The sequence below is a fragment of the Parvibaculum sedimenti genome, assembly GCF_009184905.1.
Taxonomy (GTDB): domain Bacteria; phylum Pseudomonadota; class Alphaproteobacteria; order Parvibaculales; family Parvibaculaceae; genus Parvibaculum; species Parvibaculum sedimenti.
In genome coordinates, this window is sequence record NZ_WESC01000019.1 from 1 (window position 1) to 19162 (window position 19162).

Sequence of the window (19162 nt, forward strand, 5' to 3'; positions counted from 1 at the left end):
GAGCGACAGCCTCTCGCTTGGCGGCGGGCCCTACCATTTTTTTGCCAGAAGCTCGCGAAGAGCAGACGCATCGAGCAATGAGCTGTACTAAAACCCTGTACTAAACTCACTTTGCTACGTGAGTTAAGTTATTGATTTAGCTTATATAAATGAATTTGGCTGGGGGACTAGGATTCGAACCTAGACTGGCGGAGTCAGAGTCCGCTGTCCTACCGTTAGACGATCCCCCAACAGGATCAATGACTTGTCGGCAATTTCAGCAATGGGCATAGCGCTTTGCTTGTTTTTGCCGATGTGGAGGCCGGGATATTTGCCCGCGCCGCCCGTCGCGTTTGCGTGGCTTGTCTAATCGAATGCCCGGCCAGATTCAAGCACTTGTGTTCGGGACCAGTCCGATTTTCGGAATGCCTCGCGGGAGCCCGGCAAAGGCCACCCTCAGCCGGACTCAAAGGGCGGAGCCCATCGCCGGACTCCGCCCTCATTCCTTTTCCACTAATGCGCCATGACGCCCTTGTGCCGCTTCTCGGACCAGGTCCTCGGAAGCAGGAGGTCGAGCACCACCACGATGGCGGGAAGCACCGTGACCGCCACGACCATGTTGATCAGAAACATGAAGGTGAGGAGCAGGCCCATATCGGCCTGGAACTTGAGCGGCGAGAAGGCCCATGTGGAGACGCCGATCGCAAGCGTCACGGCCGTGAAGAACGTCGCCATGCCTGTTTCGAGCATGGCGTGCTTGACGCTCTCCGTCGCGTCGCGCTCTGAGGTGAAGTGATACTGGATGCGATTGTAGATGTAGAAGGCGTAGTCGACGCCGATGCCGACCGCCAGCACCATGACCGAAAGCGTGGCCACTGTCAGACCGATCTGCAGCATGTCCATGAACCAGTAACCGAGAAAGGTCGCGAAGGTCAGCGGCAGGCAGCAGGCGATGATCGCGCGCAGATCGCGATAGACGATGGCGACCAGCGCGATGACGACCGCGTAGACCCAGAGCATCATCGGCAGTTCCGACCGCGAAACCTCCTCGTTTACGGCCGCCTGAACGCCCATGTTTCCGGCGGCAAGGCGCAGGTTGACGCCCTTCATCCTGTGCTCGCTGCGATAAGTCTTCACCGCCGCCACCGCCGTTGCGATGGTCGTCGCCCTGGCGTCCTTGAGGAAGATCAGATGCGGCAGAAGCGTGCAGTCCTTGTTCATGACCGCCGCGCTACCGGGCAGCACCGCCTCCTCCTGAGCCAGCGCTTCACGCACCTTGGGAATTGTGTGCCACCTGAGATTCCCCTCATTGAAGGGAACATTGATCGCGCTGATCGAATAAGGCAGCGAGACGACGAGGTTCACACCCGGGACGTTCTGCATGTACCAGGAAAACTTGTTGAGAAAATTGAGCGTATCGTAATCGACGCAGGCATCCGCCGGCGTTTCCACGGCCACGGTCAGGATGTTGAGTCCGAGCGAAAATTTCGAGGCGATGTCGCGTGAGTCGATGTTGTAGCGCGAATCTTCCCGAAGCTCCGGTACGCCTGCGTATAGCGCGCCGACGTGGCGATTGCGGCTTGCATAGATGGAGAGCGTGAAGAGCACCGCCGCGATGCAGAGTATGATGACCGAATTGCGCGGGCTCGATACGAAATCACCCAATTTGTGCATGACATCCAGACGGACCCTGCGCGCCGCTGCGGCCCGATGCGCAAAGCCTTCGTCGAAGCGCATATAGGTGACCAGCAACGGCAACATGACGAGGTTCGTCACCATCTTGAAGGCGACGCCGATCGCCGCCGCGATGGCGAGTTCCCGGATCATCTCAATGGGGATGAGATAGAGCGTGGCGAAACCTATGAAGGTCGTCGTGAGCGCCATGGAGCCCGGCCCCAACAGCGCGACAAAGCTTGCCCGCGCAGCGTGTTCGCTCGATGCGCCCGCGCTGATCGCGGCGGTGACGCGGTTGATCTGTTGCACACCATGGCTCACGCCGATGGCGAAGACGAGAAAGGGAACGAGAATGGCGAGAGGATCGAGCCCGTAGCCCAACAGGTCAAGGGCGGCGAACTGCCAAACAACCGAGGTGAGCGAGGCGAGCAGCGTCGCGCCCGTGAGCATCCATGATCGTGAATAGAGGTAGAGCGAAAGCGCGGTGAGCAGGAATGCGATAGCGAAGAAGATAAAGACACTTCTCGCGCCGTCCGCCACATCGCCTATCGCCTTGGCGAAGCCAATGATGCGGACCGAATATTTGTCGTTCTCGTATTTGTGCCTGATCTGCTTTTCGAGTTTGTCCGCGACATCGAATAGGTCCACCTTCTTTCCCGTAGAAGGATCGAAATCCTGCATATCGGCCCAGACCATGGCGCCGGTAAAATCATTTGCGACAACGCGCCCGACGAAGCCGCCACCGATCGCCTTGATCTTTATGGCGTCGATATCTTCAGGCGTCATGGCATCCGGCTGAACGCCATTCGGAATGACGTCCTGCGCCGTTGCACCGTCTTCCGTGATCTCGATGTAATGGACATTCGGCGTCCAGAGAGAGGTCACAGACTCGCGCGCAACGCCGGGCAGATAGAAAATATCGTCGGTGAGGTTCTTGTAGGTCTTGAAGAAATCCCTGTTCCAGATCGTGCCTGTTCTGGGCTCCAGCACGACGATCAGGCTGTTCGACCCGAAGAGCTGATCGCGGTATTTCTGGAAAGTGTCGATATATTCGTGGCCCATCGGCAGGGCCTTGTCGAAGCCGGTCGACAGCCGCAGATGGGCTGCGAAGTAGAGCGCGAAAACCGTTATTACAGCGAGCAGAATGAGTATCAGACGGCGCGCACCGAATATAAAATCCTCAAGACGCCTTATCATGAAGCCCCCCGCTTCCGCGCCGCGCCCGTACATGCGGGAACGGTCACGTTATGTGTCCAGACACACGCATGAATTACATATTCTGTATAAAGACAGTATTCACTGGAGACTGGCCACCCGGAATCGACCCGCTGCGGCGAAAGAAATACGGAGCACCTCCCTCAAAGCACCCCACTTCTGTCTATGCAGAGCAACAAACCCGCCCTGCGTCCAGAAGACACATCTCACCCAAAATTTCTACCATGGATTCGGACAGCGCACAGCGGCGATTGGCAATAACCAGTGGGCGACTGCACGTCCCGCCATTTCATGGTGAAACGATGGATGTCGCATGATCCGAATGCTGTAATATCCTCCCCGATACCTGATCCGTGAACGAGAGCCCCTTGATGCTCATTGAGATCGAACGAAAGTTCCTTGTTGCCGACGACAGTTGGCGGAAGCTCTACACGCGGTGCGAAAGACTGAGGGACGGGCTCATTGCGGCGACCGATGGGCTCAAGGTGCGCGTGCGGCTCTATGAAGACCACGCCACGCTCGCCGTGAAGACGAAACAGGTGGGATTCACGCGAGCGGAATATGAGTATGAAATACCTATGGATGAGGGGGAGCAGCTCCTCGCGCTCCATTGCGGCATCACGAAGCTCGTCAAGACGCGCTACTACGTTCCTCACCGCGGCTTCACCTGGGAAGTCGATGTCTATGAGGAGATTCTCGCTGGCATCATCCTCGCCGAAGTGGAGCTCTCGCGCGCCGACATGGACGTGCCCCTTCCACCCTGGATTGGCCGCGAGGTGACGGGCGAACTCGAGTACAAGAAAATCAACATGCTGAAGACGCGGCTCGCCCGGTCTGCGTAAACGCGCCGTCAGAATGAGGCCGCCGTCAGACCGCAGCCTCCTCGGTCGCCACGAAACCCTTCCAGTTATTCATGTAGTCGATAAAGACCGGGCTCAGTCGCTCATCGCGGAGATGCGCCCGCGTCACCGGCAGCGCGATGGAGCGGAAATCGGCATCGGCGGCGACCCTCTTGGGAAAATCGTGATGAAGAACGGCGCCACGCCCGATCAGCGCGAAGTCCGCGCCATGTTCGAGAACGCGCCGGCAATCCACGCCACTCGTCAGCTTGCCCGCGACGCCGAGCCGCGTCTCTCCGCGCGGCAGATCGACGAACCAGTCGATCAGCGGCTTGTGAGCGTACTCCGCATCAACCGGCGCCTTGAATACGTCCCAGAGCGACATGTCGAGATAGTCGAGTTCACCCGAGGCGAGGAACTGGCGCGCGACCTCCACCTGCTCGGCCATGCGAAGGCCAAAGCGCTCCGGCGAGAGGCGCAGGCCAAGCTGGAAATTCGCGCCGGTGCGGGCGCGGATGCCTCTCACGATCTCATGAACGATCCGCGCACGGTTTTCCAGCGAACCACCGAAGCGATCTGTCCGACGATTGAGTTCCGGGCTGAGGAAGGCGCAGAGAATGTAGCCATGTGCGCCGTGAATCTCGACACCGTCAAAGCCCGCCTTCTCGCATCGGACGGCGGCTACAATGAAATCCTCGATCAGCTCTTCGACCTCGCCCGTGGTAAGCGCGCGGGCGCCAGTCTCCGCATCTTCGGAGGGGCCACGCGGCGCCTCGCCGATCAGATCAGCCGGGCAGCGAATGCCGCCATGGTGAAGCTGCACCGCAGAGAGCGAGCCTTCGGTCTTGATCCTTGCGGCAAGGCGCGAAAGCCCAGGCAGAAGATCGTCGGAAAAGGCGCCAAGCTGGCCGGGAAATGCCTGCCCCGACTTCTGCACATGGGCCGCGCAGGTCATGACGAGGCCGAAGCCGCCTGTCGCCCTGTAGGTCAGCCAGTTGAACTCATCATCCGACAGCGTGCCGTCAGCGTGGCTCTGGCAATTGGTGAGCGGCGCCAGCATGAAGCGGTTCTTCATCGGCGCGCCATGGGCAAAGGAAAGGGGCTCGAAGAGGTCGGTCATCGTCGGCGTTCCTTGAGGCAGTTCAATTCCAATGCCGAACACTTACCACGACGAACGCAGCTCTGGCACCGCCCCTGGACATCCCAGCAACATTATGGCGAGGAAAGACCGACGGAAACCGCCGTTGATGCCGTGTGAACGAGCGGGCATCTAATGCGCGGCCGCGTCGCAGCCTCCCGCATCCCTCCATTCCAGCAAGCACCGGAGTTTTCAACTTGTCCCCCCGCCTTCTCCTCACCGCCGCGATCCCCCTCCTTCTCGCGGGGTGCGCCTCCACGGAAACCGTCATCGCGACCCAGGCCGTGACACTCTCCTGCACCTATGTGAAATCGACCAGCATCGAGGAAGCCGCGGGCGGACTCGAGGTCGAGGTACCGACGACGATCACGGTCACGAAGACCGCGACCACTGCGGAAGAAGCCGCCAACGCGATCAAGAAGGAAACCGACGGCAAGCCCTGCACACAGATCGCCATCAACACGAACGGCGCCGCGTCTAAGTAATCGAGATGCAGCGGCGCGAACCAATCGTGCCGCTGCTCCTCATCCCGCATGCGCCGTCGGCGTCGAGACGTGGAATTTCGGATCGTCGAAATGTGCCCGCTTCTCGGCATAATAGCGCGCATACCACTCGCCCTCGCGAGCGGCGTTGAAGGTCAGAAACATGGCGCGGCGCGACGCGGCGCTGCCATTCGCCCCCGAACGATGCGGCGCGAAGGAATCGAAGATCACCAGATCGCGGCTCGAAGTCTCGACGGAGCGCCATTCAAGCCGGTCCGCGATCTCCTCCAGAATGTCGCCATTGTGCGCACCGCCCTTGTGGAAGCACAGAAGCGAACGCCCCTCTACGATCGCCTCCACGGCGTCTGACCGGCGCGGCGCAAAGGCCGCCCAGTTCTCCGCGAATTCGAGGCAGCCGTTTTCGCGCGTCGCCGCATCGACCGAGATCATCGCCGTGACGTTATAGCGCGGACCGAAAGCCTGATAGGCGGCAAAGTCCTGATGCGGACCGAAAGCACCGCCACCGGGGTGCTTCTCGTTTTCCTTGTCCTTGAAGGGCAGGAAAGGTTCTCCCGCCAAGGCCTCGATCATGGGTGCGATCCGCGCCGCCACAAGGGCGCGCAGCTCATGACTATGCCCGATGAGATATTCGAAACGGCAAAGCTGCGTCGGGTCTGCCACCTCCGGCACCACGATGAGCCCATCAGGCGTCTCCCGCGCGAAATCTGCCGGGCTCCATCCGCTCTCTTGCGCCTTACGCAGCAACGCCGTCGCCTCCGCACCCATGCTGTGCGACAACTGATCGAAGGCCGCCGCCTCATCCGCCTCGAAGAAATTCCGCAGCACGAGAACACCGTCGCGCCGAAAGGCGTCTCGCTCGGCGGCACCAATCTGTGCGACCGGCAGATGACGCAGGAAATGCGAGACAGGCGGCGTGACGGCAAGAGGGTCTTTGGCCTCCTCGTCGATCCGGCGCAGGCACAATGCCTCCTCCGCGAATGCCAGGCCACGAAAGGCTGCCACCTCGTCCTCGCTCATCGGCCCACCCTGCAACTTCAGGCTCAGCACCGAGTCGGGCGCAAGCTTACCGAAATAATCCGGATCGACGGCGCAGAGATAACGTTTCGCTTCAACATGGAGGCGCACGGGTTCGGAAACAGATTGGGGCAGCCGCTTCGCCAGCCACTTCGCGCCGAGGATTTCATGCCGGTCGTCGATGCCCTGCTCTGCCGGATTCTCGCCCAGCTTGTGGATCATGTGGCCAACATCGTGGAGAAGCGCGGCAAGCACCAGCGCGGGTGCCTCTCCCCGCGCCTCGGCCAGCGCCGCGCTCTGCAATGCGTGTTGAAGCTGGCTGATATCTTCGAGCCCGTAGCGGAGATTGGCGCGCTCCGCATAAATGGCTTCGATTTCGGATTGCAGCCGGGACAAGGCTGTCGATTGGTCTACGGACATTCTGTTTCGCCTCACGCGCTGAACCGACATATGAGGCATCATCGCCCGGCTGGCTCGCCGGGCAATGTGAAACTTTCATTGCGAAATGCCGAATGCCCTCCGCAGAGCGCAGATCCCCGAACTAGGCGTTCTTCGGGCCCTTGCGCTTGGGCTTGTCGAAACCGCCGCCGGCTTTTCCAGCCGGCTTGCCACCCGGTTTGCCATTAGGCTTTCCGCCGGGCTTGCCGGGCTTCTTGCCCGCCCAGGCAGGCTTGCCTTTACCACCAGCCTTGGGGCCACCGGCTTTGCCGCCAGGCTTTCCGTCATGCGCCTTTTGCACGGGATGCTTGCTCTTGGGCTTGGGCTTGCCTGCATGGTCCGGTTTCGGCGTCCATTCCTTGGGCTCATGGCGCGGACGCTCCGGCGCGACGTCCGCGTATTCACGTTCCGGCTTGCGACGTTCCGGCCGCGCTTCCTGTTCCCGGGGCTCCCACTTGGCACGGGGCTCGCGGGTTTCACGCGGCTCGCGGCGCGGACGCTCGGCTGGTTCGGAATGAGGCGTACTCTCCGGCGCAGGCGCGTCGCCGCGTACACGCTCGATGCGCGCTTCGCCTTTCGGCACGTTACGGATTGATGCCTCGAACTGATCGGCAACGCTGCCGTCAACTTCGAAGCGTGTCTCCTGGTCGAAAATGTCGATGCTGCCAATCTCGCGGCGCGTGACGCCGCCCTGGCGGCAGATCATCGGCAGAAGCCAGCGCGGATCGGCATTCTTCTGGCGGCCGACATTGAGCCGGAACCAGACACCGTTCGAGAGGCCCGAAACGCCCGTCTTCCGGCGCGGGGCGGCTGCGCGGGGCTCGCGTTCATTGCCACGCTCGCGGTCGCGGCGCGACTTCGGCCCGCGCTCCTCGCCCGTCTCGCGCAGCGGACCGGCATCGAGCACTTCTTCCGGCGCGGGAAGCTGCGAACGATAGATACGCGCCAGAGCGACGGCGATCTCTTCCGCCGAACGCGCCGCAAGCAGCGCCTTCGCCATGGTCAGATCGTCCTCGTCCGCAGCATAGGTGAAGATGTCGCTTTCGAGGAGGCGTTCCTGATCGAGCGTCTTGATGTCGTCGACGGAAGGCGGCGCGACCCATTCAGGGCGGATGCGCGCATTGTTGAGCAATTGCTCGGCTTTGCGGCGGCGAGACTGCGGAACGAGCAAAACGCTGACGCCCTTGCGGCCGGCGCGGCCCGTGCGGCCGCTGCGGTGCTGAAGCACTTCCGCGTCATGCGGCAGATCGGCATGAATGACGAGACCGAGGTTCGGAAGGTCGATGCCGCGCGCCGCGACGTCGGTTGCCACGCAAACCCGGGCGCGCCCATCACGCAAGGCTTGCAGCGCATGATTGCGTTCGCCCTGGCTCAACTCGCCTGAAAGCGAGACAACCGAAAAGCCGCGCTCCGAAAGGATCGCCTGCAAATGCCGCACGGCTTCGCGCGTGTTGCAGAAGACAATCGCTGTCGGCGCTTCGGCATAACGAAGCACGTTGACGACCGTGTGGCCAATCTCGTTTGCCGCGATGCGGATCGCGCGATAGGTAATGTCCGCGTGGCCGCGCTCGCCGCCCGCCGCCTGAATACGCAGCGCATCGCGCTGGTAGGTCTTCGCAAGCGTTACGATTTCCTTCGGTAGCGTCGCGGAGAAGAGCAGCGTACGGCGCTCCTTCGGCGTTGCTTCCAGAATAAATTCGAGATCTTCGCGGAAGCCAAGGTCGAGCATCTCGTCGGCTTCGTCGAGAACCACAGCCTTCAGCCCTGCGATCTTCAGACGGCCGCGTTCCAGATGATCGCGCAGACGCCCCGGTGTGCCGACGACGATGTGAGCCCCCTGCGCAAGCTGACGCGCCTCGGCGCGCGGATCCATGCCACCGACGCAGGAAACAACGCGCGCCTTCGTATAGGCATAGAGCCACGCAAGTTCGCGCTGAACCTGCAAGGCAAGCTCGCGGGTCGGCGCGATGATGAGGGCGAGCGGATCACCTGCCTCGCCCAGAAACTCCGCCTCGCCAAGCAGCGTCTCGCCCATCGCGAGGCCATAGGCAACGGTCTTGCCGGAGCCCGTCTGCGCCGAGACGAGAAGGTCGCGCCCGACCGCTTCCGGCTCAAGCACGGCATTCTGCACGGGCGTGGGGTCATTGTAATCGCGTTCCGCCAGCGCTCTCGCGAGCGGCGGGTTTGTCGGTAAAAAAGCCAAAGCTGAAACCAAATCCTGCTGAGTCCGGCGGACGGCCTTGCCGCGCGCGTCCGGGCCTGTTCATCTGGGAAAGGCGGGTCATAGCACGCAAAAGGCGAATATGCTAACCGAACCGGCAAACGGGTCCGGTTCGGGACGAAGCGGGAGGATGAGGCCATGACGGCGCCCACAGCCGAGGAAAGCGAACTCCGCGCCGACCTCGTGCGCATCATGCGGAAGATGGCGGCGAGCGGGCTTAACAAGGGCGCCTCCGGCAATGCTTCAGTTCGCCTCGGCGAGGACATGCTCATCACGCCGAGCGGTCTTGCGCCAGATCTCATGGACGAGCAGAGCATCGTCCGTGTCGCCGCTGACGGAACGACCGAGCCCGGTGCCCCGCGGCCCTCCAGCGAATGGGCGATGCATTGGCGTATACTCCGGCAGCGTCGCGACATCGACGCCGTGGTGCATTGCCACTCACGCTACGCGACCATCCTCGCCTGCTGCCACAGGCCCATCGAGCCGGTCCATTACATGGTGAGCGTCACCGGCGGCGCGGAGGTCCCGGTCGCCCCCTATCAGATCTTCGGCACCCCCGAGCTTGCCGATGCGGTCGTCGCCACCGTCGACGGTCACCTCGCCTGCCTCCTGGCCAATCATGGCCAGATTGCGCTGGGACGCAGCCTCGATCACGCTTTCGCCATAGCCGAGGAAGTCGAGGAACAGGCCGCAGTCTATTATGGCGCCCAGCTCCTCGGCTCGCCCCATGTCCTCGATGAAAATCAAATGAACGACATCTTTCGCCGCTTCGAGGATTATGGTCAGAAGCGTTGACCGCCCGCTCGTCCCGCGACAAGCTCGACACCATCAGTAATGATCCCTGGCGAGCTATCGTGACAGGCAGCGGCAAGAACAAGACGAAGGCGACATCCGTAAAGCCAACCAAGCCCGGGCGTGTGCCGCGACGCATCAAGGCACAGCCCGTCGATATGGACGTGAAGACGCAGCCGCTTCAGAAGCGCTCGCGTCAAACTTATGAAGCCATTCTCGCCGCAGCCGGTGCACTGCTTGAGGAAGTCGGCATAGAGCAGCTTTCCACCAATCTGGTCTGCAAGCGCGCCAAGCTCTCGCCGCCTGCCCTCTACCGCTACTTTCCCAACAAATATGCGCTTCTTCGCGAACTCGGCGCACGGCTGATGCAGCGGCAGGATGAAGAAGTTTTCGACTGGATGGAAAATGGCGGGCTTCGGGCAGGCGACGTCGAGGAAATCCGGCAGAGCATTCTCGTCGTCCAGGATCGCGTGAATGCAATCACAATGAAGGAGCCGGGCGGCAGATGGATCATGCGCGCGCTTCGCGCCGTGCCCACGCTGCACGAGGTTCGCATCGCTTCGCGCGAACTGGTCGCCGCCCGCATGAGCGAGGCGCTGGCCCGCATATTCCCCAAAGCCTCGCCGCACAAACTGCTCGTCGCGGCGCGGCTTGCCACCGAGGTCGGCTATGCGGCGGGCGAAATGGCGGTGGACGAGCCCGAGCATGCGGAAGAACTCATCGACGAACTCGCCTGGATGTTCGCGCTCTATTTCGAGCGCTTCCGCACATAAAAAAGCCCGCGAGGCCGGAACCTCGCGGGCTTCGTCTTCCCGAACGAATTACATACGTTCGATGATCGTCGCAGGCGCCATGCCGCCCGCCGCGCAAAGCGTGGCGAGACCGACATTGAGGTCGCGGCGCTCGAGCTCGTCGAGCAGCATGCCGACGATGATCGCACCGGTCGCACCGATCGGATGGCCGAGCGCCATCGCGCCGCCATTGACGTTGACGATCGAGGGATCGACGTTGAGATCGCGCATGAACTTCAGCGGCACGACCGCGAAAGCCTCATTGATCTCGACGAGGTCGATGTCCTTCATCGTCATGCCTGCGATCTGAAGCGCCTTCTTCGTCGCGGGCACCGGCGCATTGAGCATCAGTTCCGGGCTGTCGCCGGCGGTCGCGACCGAGAGAATGCGGGCGCGCGGCTTGAGGCCATGCGCCTTGGCATATTCCGGCGAGCAGACGACGACGGCGCCAGCGCCGTCAACGACGCCCGACGAGTTGCCGGCATGGTGAATGTGCTCGATCTTGACGCCAGGATAGTTCTTCTCGACGAGCTTCCTGTAGGTCAGGCCTTCCTCGTCGAGCGGGAAGTCATACATCGCGGCGAAGGCGGGCTTCAGCGTGGCGAGGCTTTCCAGCGTTGTGCCCGGACGGGGGAACTCTTCCTTGTCGAGCGCGAGGCGGCCATCATCGTGATAGACGGGAATGAGGCTCTTCGCGAAATGGCCGTTGCGGATCGCATGGTCGGCGCGCTGCTGGCTCTCATAGGCGAGCTTGTCCGTATCCTCGCGCGTGATGCCTTCAAGCGTCGCGATCAGATCGGCGCAGACGCCCTGATGCGGCTGCGGATGAATTTCGCGCAGATGAAGATTATGGCTGTCCAGCGTCGCGCCGCCCGTGCGCGGCAGGGTCGAACCATAGGACATGGACTCGACGCCACCGGCGACGACGAGATCTTGCATGCCCGACATGATGCCCATGGCGGCGAGGTTGACGGCGGTGAGGCCCGAGCCGCAGAAACGGTCGAGCGAGAAGCCCGGCGCCGTGTTCTTCCAGCCCGCGTCGAGTGCCGCCATGCGCGCGATGCAGGAGCCCTGCTTGCCCGACTGTGTGCCGCAACCGGCGATCACATCGTCGATGTCGTCGCTGTCGAGGTTGTTGCGCTCGCCCAGAGCCTTCAGCACCGTCGAGAGGATACGCTGCGGGTGAACTTCGGTAAGAGCGCCCTTACCGACCTTGCCGACGCCGCGCGACGTGCGCGCCGCGTCAATAATCCATGCTTCTTTCACTGGGATCTCCCTTTGTGTTCGGATTTGCCGGGAGTTTCCGCCCCCATGCGCACGGCGTCAATCGAGCACCCCAGCCAGGCAAAAGGCACCTGATTTGACGCAGCGTCACGCGACGTCGCCCGCGGACGGCTCGGCGGGCCGCCATGCCGCGCGTGCGCAAATCCGTACATTCTGGCTGGAAGGCCGTCTGAATCGACGGTGGCGACGCTCGCTCAGACGACGCGGAAATTCTTGAACTGCCAAGGGTCCTGTGTGTCGAGATCTTCGGCAAAGAGTTGTCCGCGATCGACCAGCGGCGTCCAGTCGCTATAGACGCCGACGACATTGCCCAGATAGGGCTCGGCCATTTCGAGCACGCGCTCGAAGTCCATTTCCTCCGGCTCAACCATGCCACGGCCCGGATTCTCGATCGCCCAGACGACACCGCCGAGAACGGCAGCGGTCACCTGCAACCCGGTCGCATTGTTGTAGGGCGCGAGGCTCCGCGCCTCGCCGATGGAGAGTTGCGATCCATACCAGTAAGCGCCGCGTTCGTGTCCCATGAGCAGAACGCCCAGCTCGTCGATACCGCTGGTGATCTCGTCGACGATGATGCGTTTCTCCGCCTGCTCCTTCCAGTTCTTGCCTGCCAGTTCATGAACGGAGAGAACGGCGGCATCGCAGGGGTGATAGGTGTAGTGAACGGTCGGCCGATAGCGCACCTTGTCGCCGTCCTTCTGCGACAGGTAATCGGCAATCGAGATCGACTCGCCATGCGTGATGAGAAAGCCGTGATATGGCCCTTCGAGCGGCGTCCAGCTCCGCATCCGGGTCGAGGCGCCGGGACGCCCGAGATAGATCGCCACGTCGTTGCCGAACTCGTGGTGGAATCCATCCGCGGGGAAATGCCGCTCATGGCTGCCCCAACCAAGCTCCGCCGGCTGGCAGCCCTCGCCGATAAATCCGTCGACGGACCATGTATTGACGAATTCGCCCACGCGCTTCGGAATCGGCGACACCTGTGTGTCGCGCTCCGCGATATGGATGACCTTCACGCCGAGCCGTTCGGCCAACGCGCCCCACTCCGCACGGCTCGCGGGCTTCGTCACCTCGATTTCCTTGTCCTCAGCCAGATTGAGCAAGGCCTGCTTGACGAAATGCGACACAAGGCCCGGATTTGCGCCATGGGTCAGCACCGCTGTCGGACCGGCTCCCATCCTCTCCCTGAGTTGCAGCGCCTCCTCGCGCAGCGCGTAGTTCGAACGCATGGAAGGAGTAAGCGTGACGTCCGTATACCGGCCCGGCCAAGGCTCGTTGCAGGTGTCGAGGTAAAGCGCGCCTTTTTCGTGGCAAAGTTTGATGAGCGCAAGGCTCGACACATCGACCGAGAGGTTGAGCAGAAAATCGCCCTCGCCGATCAGCGGCTCCAGAACCGTATGATAATTTTCGCGCGTCAGCGGCTGAAGGATGAAGCGAATGCCCTGCAGCTGCGCCTCGCGCCGCCCCTCCTCCTCGGCAGTAACGATGACCATGCGGTCGGGCGTGACGCCGATATGACGCAGGATCAGCGGCAGGACGCCCCGTCCGATGCTACCGAAGCCGACCATGACAATACGGCCGCGAAACTCGATGGGCTTGGATTCCAGAGGCATCTTTCACACTTCCGACATAAATGGCGCGAGGGGCCTCGTGAGCTGAGGGGGGAGTACTCGCCTTATACAAAACGTGCGTCCCCAATGAAAGAACGCAGACGTCACAGGGGCCTTTTGATCGAGGTCAATGCGCCTGGCCGTCGTCGGCATGCCTATAGTCCGAACAGTTCCCCGCCGAAGGAGTACCGCCATGAAAGCCCTCGTCTATCAAGGCCCCGGCAAGAAGGCGCTCGAAGATCGCCCCATGCCGGAAATCTCGGCAGCGACCGACGCCATTGTCCGCGTCACCCGCACGACCATCTGCGGCACCGATCTTCACATCCTGAAAGGCGACGTGCCGACCTGCGCTCCCGGCCGCATTCTCGGTCATGAAGGCGTCGGCGTGGTCGAGAAGGTGGGCGCTGGCGTCTCGACCTTCAAACCTGGCGACCATGTCATCGTTTCCTGCATCTCCGCCTGCGGCAAATGCGAGTACTGCCGCAAGGGCATGTATTCCCATTGCACGACGGGCGGCTGGATTCTCGGCAACAGCATCGATGGTACGCAGGCGGAATATGTCCGAATCCCTCATGCGGAGACGAGTCTATATCACATTCCCGAAGGTGCGGACGAGGAAGCGCTCGTCATGCTGAGCGACATTCTGCCCACCGGCTTCGAATGCGGCGTACTGAACGGCAAGGTTGAACCGGGCTCGACAGTCGCCATTGTCGGCGCCGGTCCCATCGGCACTGCCGCCCTGCTGACGGCCCAGTTCTACTCACCCGCCCAGATCATCATGATCGATCTCGATGACAATCGCCTCGCCGCCGCCAGAACCTTTGGCGCGACGCAGACCATCAACAGCGCCGACGGAAAGGCCGCCGCCACTGTCATGGCTCTGACGGGCGGGCGCGGCGTGGACACCGCCATCGAGGCTGTGGGCATTCCGGCGACATTTCTTCTCTGCGAAGACATAGTCGCGCCCGGCGGCACCATCGCCAATGTGGGCGTTCACGGTGTCAAGGTCGACCTCCATCTGGAGCGCCTCTGGTCGCACAACATCACCATCACGACCCGGCTGGTCGACACGGTAACGACACCGATGTTGCTGAAGACCGTCCAGTCGAAGAAGATCGACCCGACGAAGCTCATTACGCATCGCTTCAAGCTTGCGAATATACTCGACGCCTATGAAACCTTCGGCAAGGCGGCGAGTACGCACGCGCTGAAAGTCATCATCGAAGCTTGAAGAAAAGGCCCGGCGTTCCGTCATGGACAAGAAATTCCAGTTCAATGCCGGCTACTTCATCGTCGCCTTTCTGCTCATCACCGCTTTCCAGCTCTGGCTCGGCTCGCGGCAGGTGGCGCAGATCGACTACAGCGAGTTCATGAAGTTGCTCGATCAGAAGGCGATCAGCGAAGTCACCGTCACCGAGACGCAGATCCAGGGCAAATTCGCAAGCCCGCGTGACGGCAAGACCTTGTTCACCACAACCCGCGTCGAGCCGGACTTCGCCCAGCAACTCGCCAAGTCCGGCGTGAAATTCACCGGCGGGTCGGATCAGAACTGGCTGACCACGCTGATGTCTTGGGTTCTGCCGACGCTCGTGTTCCTGGGCGTCTGGTTCTACCTCTTCCGCGGCTTTGCCGACCGGCAAGGCGTGGGCGGGCTCATGAATGTCGGAAAGTCCAAGGCCAAGGTCTATGTCGAGACGCAGACAGGCGTCACCTTTGCCGATGTCGCGGGCGTCGAGGAGGCGAAGATGGAGCTTCAGGAGGTCGTCGCCTTCCTGAAGAACAAGGAGAAATATGGCCGCCTCGGCGCCCATGTACCCAAAGGAATTCTCCTTGTCGGCCCGCCCGGCACCGGCAAGACGTTGCTCGCCCGCGCGGTAGCCGGCGAAGCAGGCGTCCCCTTCTTCTCGATCTCGGGCTCTGAATTCGTCGAGCTTTTCGTCGGCGTCGGCGCGGCGCGCGTCCGCGATCTCTTCGAGCAGGCGAGCAAGGCTGCGCCCTGCATCATCTTCATCGACGAGCTCGACGCTCTCGGCCGCGCCCGCTCCGCCATGGGCGGACTCGGCGGACAGGACGAGAAGGAACAGACGCTCAACCAGCTTCTCGCCGAACTTGATGGCTTCGACCCGCGCGCAGGCATCGTGCTTCTGGCCGCGACCAACCGGCCCGAAATTCTCGATCCCGCGCTGATGCGCGCGGGGCGCTTCGATCGCCAGATCGTCGTCGACAGGCCGGAGCGGAGCGGTCGCGCGGCGATCCTCAAGGTCCATATGCGGAAGATCACCGCCGCCCCCGACGCAGACCCTGACGCGATCGCCGGCCTCACACCCGGCTTCACAGGCGCCGATCTCGCAAACCTCGTCAACGAAGCGGCGATCCTCGCCACGCGGCGCGGCGGCAACAGCGTGACGCTGGCGGATTTCACGGGCGCGGTCGAGCGCATCGTCGCTGGTTCCGAGGTCAAGAGCCGCCTGCTGAAGCCGGAAGAGCGCAAGCGCGTCGCCTATCACGAGATGGGGCATGCGCTGGTTGCCGCCACCATTCCCGGCACGGATCCCGTTCACAAAGTGTCGATCATCCCCCGCTCCATCGGCGCACTGGGTTACACGCTTCAGCGTCCGACGGAAGACCGCTTTCTCATCACGCTCGGCGAACTCAAGTCTCGCATGGTCGTGCTGCTCGCGGGCCGCGCCGCCGAACAGGTCACATTCGGGGAAATCTCTACCGGCGCCGCGGACGATCTCGCCAAGGTGACGGATGTCGCCCGCCAGATCGTGACCCGTTTTGGCATGGCGCCGGAAGTCGGCCAGGCTGTCCTCGAAGGGCAGCATTCCGCCTATCTTGGCGACAATATGCTGAGCGTTCGCGACAAGGACTATTCAGAAGCAACCTCGCGCGAAATCGACCTTGCCGTCCGCAAGCTCATCGACGATGCCTATGCTCGCGCCATCGACATTCTGAAAACCCGTCACGACGATCTCGAAGCGGGCGCAAAGCTCCTCCTTGCGAAGGAGACGATAACGCCGGATGATTTTCCGCAATTGAAGCCCGCCCCGAGCGAGGCTCCGACGCAGGCTTGAGCAGGAACAGGATCATGCCCGACATCAACACCGACAAGGTCTGCTACGTCATTTCCCGGGCGCGCATGTTCGACGTCAAGGAAGAGGTCACGAACCCCCGCTCCGGCTCTAACGCTTCCGACGAGGATATGCGCGACATTCTCGAGGATTTCGCCGACGACCCTACCTATCAGGAGCTGGTGGAATTCATTCGCGGCCTTGATGAAGACGAGCAGATCGAACTGGTCGCCCTCGCCTGGGTCGGCCGGGGCACGTTCGACGCCGCGGACTGGGACGAAGCGGTGGAAACCGCCTCGCTTGAGCACAATGCCCGCACCGCCGAATATCTGACCGGCCTGCCACTCCTCGCCGACTATCTGGAAGCGGGCCTCGACGCTTTCGGCGAAAGCTGCTCGGATTTCGACGAGCACGCTTGAGACTTAAAGGCCAAAGGGATAGGTCTCCGCCGCGCCGCTCAATTCCCCGGTCGTCAGCGGCGTCACAGCCTTCGTTTCGTCAAGCCAGACATATTCATCGAACTGGCGCGGCAACATCGTCTCGAAATAATGGCTCTGCAATTCCGTCTGCGGACGGTAGATGACGCCGATGGCCCGCTCGAGCCGTGGTTTCATCAGCCCGGCAGTCAGGTCGGCATCCGCCCCGCGCAGCGGCAGGAAGAAGCGCGCGCGCCCGCTTTCATGGCAAAGCCTTTCGTAGCTCCCCGCCAATGCGGGACGCACATGCTTGACTTCCATCTCCCCATCCCAGTCGGTCGCCGCCGCTACCGTGCCGTGGTCGGTTCCGAAGCCGATGGAATAGACCTCATCACCGAAAGCATCCCTGCAAAGCTGGCCGATATTGATCTCGCCGCGCGCGCCCATGTCCGTCGCCGCCGCGTTGCCGATATGCGAATTATGCGCCCAGACGATCGCCTTGCTCGCCGGTCCATGATGATCGAGCAGAGTCTTCAGCGTCTCGAACATATGCGTGTCACGCAGATTCCATGAAGCGCGCGAGCCATAATACATGATGCGGTAATATTGTTCGGCGCCCGCGACGAGCTTCGCGTTCTGCACCGCATCAAGGAAGCGCTCGCCATCATGCCGCGCATAGGCCTGCCGCTTCCCCATGAGGTCGGACAGCATATGCGCCACATGTTCCTCGCAACTCCTGTAGGCGCCGGAGAGCGCTGCCCGCCCATAGGTCGCGGGGTCCGATTGCCACGGCGTGAGGCAGCCATAGCGCAATCGCGCTATCTGCGCCGTCCGGGGGTCGACCTCATCGAGATAGTCGAGCACGGCCCGGATCGAGTTATAGAGGCTGTAGAGATCGAGCCCGTAAAAGGCGACACGACGCGCGGCGTCCTGCTCGCCATTATACTCGCGCAGCCAGTCGACGAAGGCCCGCACCTCCCGGTTGCGCCACATCCATGTCGGAAAGCGCGCAAAGGCCGCCCATTCGGAAGGCGCATAGTCGAGGTGGCGCACATAATTGTCGATGCGCGCGGCATCCGGCCAGTCGCCCTCGATGGAAACGAAGGAAAATCCTTTCCATGCGATGAGCGCCCGCGTGATCTTTTCGCGCAGCCGATAGAATTCAGACGTCCCATGCGAAGCCTCGCCGATGAGCACGATCCGCGCATCGCCGATACGCCGCATCAGCGGTTCGAGATCGACATTTTCGATATCGGCAAAGCCCTCGCCCACCTGCGCGATGCGTTCCGCCAGGGCGGCATCCGGCGAGAGGTCCTTCCGGATATGCGCCGGGGCGGGCTCCACCGCCTCCTTCGCCGCCCATCCTTCCGCGCCTACCAGTGGCACGAAGCGCACATCCAGCAGCTCCTCGGTCCTGAATTCATCGGCCGAGATGCGCGTGATGCGCAGCAGTTCCTGTAGATCCGGCTGGCGCCCCACCGGCACGACAAGCCTGCCGCCGATCTTCAACTGCGCCTTGAGCGCTTCCGGCACTTCCGGTGCGCCCGCCGTCACGACGATGGCGTCGTAAGGCCCCTTCTCCGACCAGCCCAGCGTGCCGTCGCCGTGGCGCACATGCACGTTGAGATAGCGCTGGCCGCGCAGCGCGTCCGCCGCCTTTTCCGCGAGCTGCGCGATCCGCTCGACTGTGAAGACCTCCGCCGCGACACGCGACAGAACAGCCGCCCCATAGCCGGAACCGGTGCCGATTTCGAGCACCTTTTCGCCGCCCCGGAGCAGCAGCGCCTCCGTCATCACAGCGACGATGTAGGGCTGCGAGATCGTCTGTTGCCCCTCAATGGGTAGCGGCGCGTCGTCATAGGCGAATTCGCGCATTTCAGGCGAGAGGAACTCCTCGCGAGGAACCTCCGTCATGGCGGCAAGCACCGCTTCGTCGCGCACACCCCGCCCGGCGATCTGGCGCTTCACCATCGCCTCGCGCAGATTGTTCAGGCTCGGTTCCTTCATAGGGTGCCTCCCATCATGCCCCATGCTAGAGGACGAATGCCGACGGGAATTGTTCCAGATCAATGATCTTGCCACTTTGCGGCACTTTTCGCCCCACCCCGGAAATTTGCAAATTCGTCTTATGGAATGGGCGTTTGACTGCGATCAATGTTCCCCTCCATCCTATT

General features: G+C 62.1%; 14 protein-coding genes and 1 tRNA gene. 7 read left to right on the plus strand and 8 right to left on the minus strand.

The window, feature by feature from the left end; genetic code table 11:
- Positions 1–156 precede the first annotated feature (156 nt).
- Positions 157–230: transfer RNA gene (locus F2P47_RS16290), tRNA-Gln, on the minus strand.
- A 262-nt stretch (positions 231–492) separates the two neighbouring features.
- Positions 493–2850 carry an efflux RND transporter permease subunit gene (locus tag F2P47_RS16295; protein ID WP_152217447.1) on the minus strand — a complete coding sequence of 786 codons (2358 nt, stop codon included), beginning with the start codon at positions 2848–2850 and terminating at the stop codon, positions 493–495.
- 389 nt (positions 2851–3239) lie between these two features.
- Here F2P47_RS16295 and F2P47_RS16300 point away from each other — a divergent pair, with 389 nt between their 5' ends.
- Entirely contained in the window at positions 3240–3710 is a 471-nt protein-coding gene (locus F2P47_RS16300; protein WP_152217493.1) for a CYTH domain-containing protein, read from the plus strand.
- A gap of 25 nt (positions 3711–3735) precedes the next feature.
- On the opposite strand, the gene F2P47_RS16305 is transcribed toward F2P47_RS16300, so the two are convergent.
- On the minus strand, positions 3736–4827 hold the full coding sequence (locus F2P47_RS16305; RefSeq protein WP_152217448.1) for an NADH:flavin oxidoreductase: 1092 nt from the start codon (positions 4825–4827) through the stop codon (positions 3736–3738).
- A 215-nt stretch (positions 4828–5042) separates the two neighbouring features.
- On the opposite strand from F2P47_RS16305, the gene F2P47_RS16310 reads away from it, so the two are divergent.
- A complete protein-coding gene (locus tag F2P47_RS16310) occupies positions 5043–5330 on the plus strand; it encodes a hypothetical protein (RefSeq protein ID WP_152217449.1) in 288 nt (95 codons plus the stop codon).
- A gap of 39 nt (positions 5331–5369) precedes the next feature.
- Here F2P47_RS16310 and F2P47_RS16315 read toward each other — a convergent pair whose 3' ends face one another.
- The gene (locus F2P47_RS16315) at positions 5370–6782 is read right to left on the minus strand and encodes a phytanoyl-CoA dioxygenase family protein (RefSeq protein WP_152217450.1); all 1413 of its coding nucleotides are present in this window, start codon (positions 6780–6782) and stop codon (positions 5370–5372) included.
- A 121-nt stretch (positions 6783–6903) separates the two neighbouring features.
- Entirely contained in the window at positions 6904–9003 is a 2100-nt protein-coding gene (locus tag F2P47_RS16320) for a DEAD/DEAH box helicase (RefSeq protein ID WP_152217451.1), read from the minus strand.
- A 156-nt stretch (positions 9004–9159) separates the two neighbouring features.
- Between F2P47_RS16320 and F2P47_RS16325 the strand changes: the two genes are divergently transcribed.
- Positions 9160–9816, plus strand: coding sequence for a class II aldolase/adducin family protein (locus F2P47_RS16325; RefSeq protein ID WP_152217452.1), 657 nt, complete (start codon positions 9160–9162; stop codon positions 9814–9816).
- Positions 9813–10586, plus strand: a complete 774-nt coding sequence (locus tag F2P47_RS16330) for a TetR/AcrR family transcriptional regulator (RefSeq protein WP_204886735.1) — start codon at positions 9813–9815, stop codon at positions 10584–10586. The genes F2P47_RS16325 and F2P47_RS16330 overlap by 4 nt, the downstream gene beginning before the upstream one ends.
- Before the next feature lie 48 nt (positions 10587–10634).
- On the opposite strand, the gene F2P47_RS16335 is transcribed toward F2P47_RS16330, so the two are convergent.
- Both F2P47_RS16335 and F2P47_RS16340 read right to left on the minus strand, forming a co-directional pair.
- Positions 10635–11870 carry an acetyl-CoA C-acetyltransferase gene (locus F2P47_RS16335; RefSeq protein ID WP_152217453.1) on the minus strand — a complete coding sequence of 412 codons (1236 nt, stop codon included), beginning with the start codon at positions 11868–11870 and terminating at the stop codon, positions 10635–10637.
- Between the two features lie 212 nt (positions 11871–12082).
- Positions 12083–13501 carry a homospermidine synthase gene (locus tag F2P47_RS16340; protein WP_152217454.1) on the minus strand — a complete coding sequence of 473 codons (1419 nt, stop codon included), beginning with the start codon at positions 13499–13501 and terminating at the stop codon, positions 12083–12085.
- Between the two features lie 190 nt (positions 13502–13691).
- Here F2P47_RS16340 and F2P47_RS16345 point away from each other — a divergent pair, with 190 nt between their 5' ends.
- From F2P47_RS16345 to F2P47_RS16355, 3 genes are read left to right on the plus strand one after another with little or no spacing between them, the layout of a single operon-like run.
- Positions 13692–14729 carry a zinc-dependent alcohol dehydrogenase family protein gene (locus F2P47_RS16345; protein ID WP_152217455.1) on the plus strand — a complete coding sequence of 346 codons (1038 nt, stop codon included), beginning with the start codon at positions 13692–13694 and terminating at the stop codon, positions 14727–14729.
- Between the two features lie 22 nt (positions 14730–14751).
- Positions 14752–16575 carry an ATP-dependent zinc metalloprotease FtsH gene (gene ftsH / locus F2P47_RS16350; protein ID WP_152217456.1) on the plus strand — a complete coding sequence of 608 codons (1824 nt, stop codon included), beginning with the start codon at positions 14752–14754 and terminating at the stop codon, positions 16573–16575.
- A gap of 14 nt (positions 16576–16589) precedes the next feature.
- Positions 16590–16991 carry a DUF3775 domain-containing protein gene (locus F2P47_RS16355; RefSeq protein ID WP_152217457.1) on the plus strand — a complete coding sequence of 134 codons (402 nt, stop codon included), beginning with the start codon at positions 16590–16592 and terminating at the stop codon, positions 16989–16991.
- Positions 16992–16994: 3 nt separating this feature from the next.
- Here F2P47_RS16355 and F2P47_RS16360 read toward each other — a convergent pair whose 3' ends face one another.
- On the minus strand, positions 16995–18995 hold the full coding sequence (locus F2P47_RS16360) for a protein-L-isoaspartate(D-aspartate) O-methyltransferase (RefSeq protein WP_246176937.1): 2001 nt from the start codon (positions 18993–18995) through the stop codon (positions 16995–16997).
- Positions 18996–19162: the final 167 nt, after the last annotated feature.

Coding starts and splice junctions, on each gene's coding strand:
- F2P47_RS16305 (WP_152217448.1), bottom strand. CDS start 4,827: ATGACCGACCTCTTCGAGCCCCTTTCCTTTGCCCATGGCGCGCCGATG.
- F2P47_RS16325 (WP_152217452.1), top strand. CDS start 9,160: ATGACGGCGCCCACAGCCGAGGAAAGCGAACTCCGCGCCGACCTCGTG.
- F2P47_RS16345 (WP_152217455.1), top strand. CDS start 13,692: ATGAAAGCCCTCGTCTATCAAGGCCCCGGCAAGAAGGCGCTCGAAGAT.
- F2P47_RS16355 (WP_152217457.1), top strand. CDS start 16,590: ATGCCCGACATCAACACCGACAAGGTCTGCTACGTCATTTCCCGGGCG.
- F2P47_RS16340 (WP_152217454.1), bottom strand. CDS start 13,501: ATGCCTCTGGAATCCAAGCCCATCGAGTTTCGCGGCCGTATTGTCATG.
- F2P47_RS16360 (WP_246176937.1), bottom strand. CDS start 18,995: ATGAAGGAACCGAGCCTGAACAATCTGCGCGAGGCGATGGTGAAGCGC.
- ftsH (WP_152217456.1), top strand. CDS start 14,752: ATGGACAAGAAATTCCAGTTCAATGCCGGCTACTTCATCGTCGCCTTT.
- F2P47_RS16295 (WP_152217447.1), bottom strand. CDS start 2,850: ATGATAAGGCGTCTTGAGGATTTTATATTCGGTGCGCGCCGTCTGATA.
- F2P47_RS16315 (WP_152217450.1), bottom strand. CDS start 6,782: ATGTCCGTAGACCAATCGACAGCCTTGTCCCGGCTGCAATCCGAAATC.
- F2P47_RS16300 (WP_152217493.1), top strand. CDS start 3,240: ATGCTCATTGAGATCGAACGAAAGTTCCTTGTTGCCGACGACAGTTGG.